Genomic DNA, 5,117 nt, shown 5'->3' with positions numbered 1-5,117 from the left:
TGGAAGCCGTTGTAGTAGGTGGCTTGAGCTTCGCCGTTACCGTGGGCATCGAAACAGGAGCCCATGTGACAGAGGCTGTCCCATTGCGTGGAGTATTGCAGGCTGAGGGTGGCGCGGTCATCGCATACCACATCGGTTTGGCCTGGATTTAATTTCGAAAATGGGTAGTTCATCGCCGGATCGTCGCCGCGCATTGAAAATGCCATTTGCGGGGGGAATCGGCGGGGGTTGAGTGAGTCCCGAGGGCAATCGAGGGGTAGAGACAGGCAAAATGCGATGCCTTCCTTAACCTCTTGTGCTGCTTTAAGGCGGCGTTCTGGCGTAATTAGGTTTAGGCGGCCGAGTTGATCGTCGGCACCGAAATCACCCCAGTTGGAACCTGCTGGGCGTTCTGTCCATCGCTTACTCATAGCGTTTGGCCTCAGTTATTAAGCTACTTTTATTATGGCGCGAGTAGGGTCACACGCGGCGACCCTTTGCCCTTGCGCCTTCAGTTGGCGTGTCAATAAGGCTAGTAGTTATCGCTGCATTGCTCTAGGGATTAACCCTCAGGGGCGATCTTAACGCTTATACCCTGCATAGCTTTGTTGTATTGCACTTGGCAACTGAGACGAGAGTCATCGCTGCGGTATTCAGAGCCGTCGAGCAGGTCGTCTTCGCCATCGCTTAGTGCAGGAATTAGTTCTTGGCTCTTAGCGTCGATATACACGTGGCAAGTAGCACATGAACAGCTGCCGCCACATAGGGCCTCTAATTCATCAATGCCGGCATCGCGAATTAATTCCATTAAAGACCGGCCGTCTTCCGCAGCAATAGTGTGTGATTCGCCGTCTCTTGTGATTACTGTAAATTCTGACATGGTGTATTTCTTGTTTGTTAAGTTGATGAAATCAGGCGATATTTACCTGTGCTGATAATAATTTAGTTAGCTTTATCACAAAGCTTTAAATTAATAATTAGTTGTTTTGTCTTTGCTTATTAAAGTAAAGTATCATAATGAAACGGCACTGTGTCAATGTATTTATAATTAAAACGCAGAATACGGCTCAGAATTGCGTGGCGCGAAGTAAAAAATACAAAAACAACATTGCTAATGTGCGCTTTTGTCGAGATTGAGTGACATTAAGCTTCTTCTTTGTGGATAGTAAATATATGTCAGTAAATCGATTGGCCGCTGCGGCGCTGGTGCTCGTGTTGTCCGCTTGTTCGGATCGCAGCGCACAGGTAGCTTCGCCAAACGCTGCAGAACTGGCGCGTGCGGTTAGTATTTCTACCGTGCAGCTTCGCTCAATGGCAAGATCTCTTGCTGCTTCCGGCTTGTTGGTATCGCGTGAAGAGGCATCGGTGGGGACGGAGTTGTCGGGTTTTGTGGTGAAGGATGTTCTTGTTGAAGAGGGCGCTGTTGTCAATGCAGGAACGGTGCTTGCCATACTTGATTCAGAGTTGCTAGCCGCGAAAATCGCGCAAGCAGCTGCGCGATTAGCGCAGGCTGATGCCCATGCAAAATTGGCGATGAGCGACGCCGCTCGGGTTGAAAATGTGAAGGATTCGAATGTCTTTTCTAAAGAGCACATTGAAAATCGGCTAGCGCAAGCTGAAATCGCCAAGGCCGAGTGGCGAGCGGCAAACGCCCAGCTAAACGAGTTGCGCACCCAAGAAAAAAGAATGCGCATTCGCGCACCGGTTTCTGGATTGATCCTCGAGCGAACGGTAAACCCCGGAGATGTGGCGAATTCTGCCCAGGTGATGTTTCGGATGGCGCGAGATAGCTTGCTCGAGCTTGAGGCAGAGATCCCAGAAGCCGGTATTGGTCAACTCAGTCTCGGTCAGGTGGCAACGGTAAGTTTGCCCTCGGGGCCGGAGCTTCAGGGCGAGGTGCGATTGATCTCGCCGCGTATCGATCCACAGACCAAACTTGGCCGAGTACGGGTATCGCTGCCGCTTGATCCGGCGCTCCGTGAAGGCGGCTTTGCGCGAGTGGTTTTCAGTCGCGAGGCGACACCGGTGCCGGCCGTTCCTGAAAAGGCTGTGCAGTTTGAGGCGGGTGGGCCATTACTGGTGATAATGGATGAGCATAACCGAGCTAAGCGGGTTGCAATTCGAACAGGGGTGCGCGCTGACGGCTTCGTTGCGATTGTTGATGGTCCGGATATTGGTAGTCGCGTTGTACTTGGCGGCGGTGCATTTTTACTTGACGGTGATTTGATTGATCCAATGCAAAACGGTGAGCTAGCAGCCGATACCTATTCTGAAGCAGCGAGGTAAGGCGAGTGGATCTTCGCGTTTCCGCTTGGGCAATAAAAAATCCGATTCCTGTGGTCGTGCTCTTTATTGCGCTGATGATTGTGGGAGGGCAAGGCTATCGCTCCCTTCCCATTAAACTTTATCCGGATGTCGCGTTCCCCATTGTTCAAGTCAGTGTGGCGCTTTCAGGCGCCGCAGCTAGTGAAGTAGAAACCCAAATAACCCGTGAAATCGAGGCCGCGGTTTCGAATGTGGCGGGGGTTAACCATATTCAGTCGACGGTCTCCCAGGGCGTGTCATCAACCACGATAGAGTTTGAGATAGGCGAAGATCCCCAGAAGGCGACCGATGAGGTGCGCGCGGCCATTGACCGAGTCCGTAGTAGCTTGCCGCGAACCATAGAAGAGCCTGTTGTTCAGCGTTTCGATCTGGATTCAGCCCCTATTGTGACCTATGCAATATCGACCGGCGCGATGAACGATGTCGAGTTAAGTTGGTTTGTCGACGACAGCCTCGTTCGCGAGTTAATTAGTTTGCCGGGCGTTGCCCAAGTGACTCGTTTTGGTGGTGTTGAAAGAGAAGTTAATGTCACGCTTGACCCAGCGCGACTTGAGGCGCTCGGCTTAACGGCGAGTCAAATTAATATTGCACTACGCGGCGCCAATGCCGACTTGTCTGGTGGCCGTACTGAGATCGGCAACCGCGAACAAATTGTCCGAGTGCTCGGCGCAGCTGATAGCATTGATGCATTGCGAAATACTGTAATTGCGACCGGTGCGGGCCGAAAATTACGTTTGAGTGATGTCGCCTCGGTGGCTAGTGGCGCAGCGGAGCGCCGTGGCTTTGCAGTGTTGAATGGTCAGTCGGTGGTGGGTTTTGAGGTAAAAAAAACCAAAGCGGCCTCGGATGTTAACGTCGCAAATGCTGTCGCTACTGCAGTTGCGGGTCTCGCTATTAAATATCCCGATATTAAATTCGTTCGTATTATCTCTACCGCCGAGAACACTCAAAATAGCTTTTCCGCGACGTTAGCGGCTTTAATTGAAGGCATGTTACTGGCGGCGTTGGTGGTGTTTTTCTTTTTGCGGGATTGGCGAGCAACCGTTATCGCCGCCTTGGCGATGCCAATATCATTGATACCGACATTCGCGGCAATGAGCTATATGGGCTTCAGCTTAAATATGATTACCCTGCTGGCATTGACCTTGGTCATTGGTATCTTGGTTGATGACGCCATTGTTGAAATAGAAAATATTCAGAAGCGTGTCGAAGAAGGTGAAAGTCCCTACCGCGCGGCGCTTTTTGGTGCTGATGAAATTGGTCTGGCCGTTGTGGCTACAACCTTAACCATTGTCGTGGTGTTTTTGCCAGTGTCGATGATGGGTGGCTTTGCCGGTCAATTCTTTAAGGAATTCGGTTTCACGGTGGCGGTCTCGGTGTTGTTTTCGCTTTTAGTGGCGCGGTTACTGACGCCATTGATGGCGGCCTATTTTATGAGGCCAGCAAAACACCCCGCGCCGCGTAAGCCGTTTACTGGCTTTTATCGTAATACTCTTGAATTTGCGTTGAATCACCGCTGGTTGTCGCTGGGTGTGGGTACGGTATTATTTGCGGGATCCTTGTTACTAACCATTCTACTGCCGACAGGTTTTACGCCTCCCGCGGATAACGGCATTGTTGAACTAAGCGTTGAAGGTGCGCCGGGTGCAACGTTAAGTGATATGCGTCGTAGCACTGAAGTCCTAACGCGGAAGCTGCTCGCGCTGGAATCGGTAGAAACGATCTTTGCATCGGTCGGTTCAAACAGCAGTGATGGCGATATTCGCTCCGGGAAAGTCACTATATTGCTTAAGGATGATCGACGGGAAACAACCCAAGGCTTCCAGGAAAGGCTGCCGCCACTATTGATGAGCGTTCCTGATGTCAGGCTCGGATTTGCCTCCTCAGGGGACGGCGGTAGCGCTGTCATCAAGATTATTTTGGCGAGTGAAAATGCCGAATTATTGGCCACAACTGCGTTGATCTTAGAGCAGCAAATGCGCGGTTTGACACAATTAAGTGGTGTGCACCAAGTTACGCCACGGCCGGGTTCGGAGTTGATTGTCTCAGTTAAACCTGACGAAGCTGCGCGGCTTGGTATATCAGCAGACACACTCGGGGCGATTATTCGTGTGGCGACCCTTGGTGACATCGACGCCAATATTCCTAAATTTAATACTGGTCAGCAGCGGCTGCCGATTCGGGTGCGTTTACCCGCAGGGGCTCGCGCAGATCTTGAAACCCTACGTAACCTGCGTGTACCTACCAACACTGGTCAGACTGTACCACTGCAAGCAGTGGCGGATATCAGGTTTCAGCCTGGTGCCGCTCGTATAGAGCGCTTTGACCGCAAGCGCCGCGCGACAGTAGAAGGGCAGTTGAACCAAATCGCTTTTGGTGAGGCGATAAAGCTCATTAATCAATTGCCAATTATGCAAAACCTCCCTGCCGGGGTAACGCAGCCTGCCTATGGTCAAAGCGAAAATATGAATAATATGTTTGCTAGCTTCGGTGCTGCGATCTTGGCCGGTATTGGATTGATTTTAAGCGTACTGGTTTTGCTATTTAAAAGTTTCTTTAAGCCAGTGACCATTCTTACGGCATTGCCATTGTCGGTAGCCGGCGCATTTTTAGGCTTGATTATTACCGGCAGTGAGCTGGGCTTGTCCGCCATGATTGGCTTGCTAATGCTTATGGGGCTATCGGCGAAAAATTCAATTTTGTTGGTGGAATACACTATTGAGCGAACGCGAGAAGGTATACCTCAAAAAGAAGCGCTGATTTTGGCTTGTCGTGAGCGCTCTCGGCCAATTGTGATGACGACACTGGCGATG

At 51.1% G+C, this 5,117-nt stretch carries 3 protein-coding genes and 1 pseudogene; 2 read left to right on the top strand and 2 right to left on the bottom strand.

The genetic code is table 11. The features are described from left to right. Window positions 1–410: pseudogene (locus ABYT30_RS15240) on the bottom strand (hypothetical protein); the annotation flags it as partial. A gap of 131 nt (window positions 411–541) precedes the next feature. Continuing rightward, a complete protein-coding gene (locus ABYT30_RS15235; protein WP_373077478.1) occupies window positions 542–859 on the bottom strand; it encodes a 2Fe-2S iron-sulfur cluster-binding protein in 318 nt (105 codons plus the stop codon). 293 nt (window positions 860–1,152) lie between these two features. Between ABYT30_RS15235 and ABYT30_RS15230 the strand changes: the two genes are divergently transcribed. Beyond that, a complete protein-coding gene (locus ABYT30_RS15230; RefSeq protein ID WP_373097361.1) occupies window positions 1,153–2,265 on the top strand; it encodes an efflux RND transporter periplasmic adaptor subunit in 1,113 nt (370 codons plus the stop codon). 5 nt (window positions 2,266–2,270) lie between these two features. Further along, on the top strand, window positions 2,271–5,117 hold a 2,847-nt coding region (locus ABYT30_RS15225), incomplete at its 3' end, for an efflux RND transporter permease subunit (protein ID WP_373097360.1).

The sequence above is a fragment of the Zhongshania sp. genome (genome assembly GCF_041623545.1).
Lineage (GTDB): Bacteria > Pseudomonadota > Gammaproteobacteria > Pseudomonadales > Spongiibacteraceae > Spongiibacter.
This window is presented reverse-complemented; position numbering and strand designations above follow the sequence as displayed.

Excerpts from the sequence above, each read along its gene's own strand:
- ABYT30_RS15235 (WP_373077478.1), bottom strand. The coding sequence starts at position 859 with ATGTCAGAATTTACAGTAATCACAAGAGACGGCGAATCACACACTATT.
- ABYT30_RS15230 (WP_373097361.1), top strand. The coding sequence starts at position 1,153 with ATGTCAGTAAATCGATTGGCCGCTGCGGCGCTGGTGCTCGTGTTGTCC.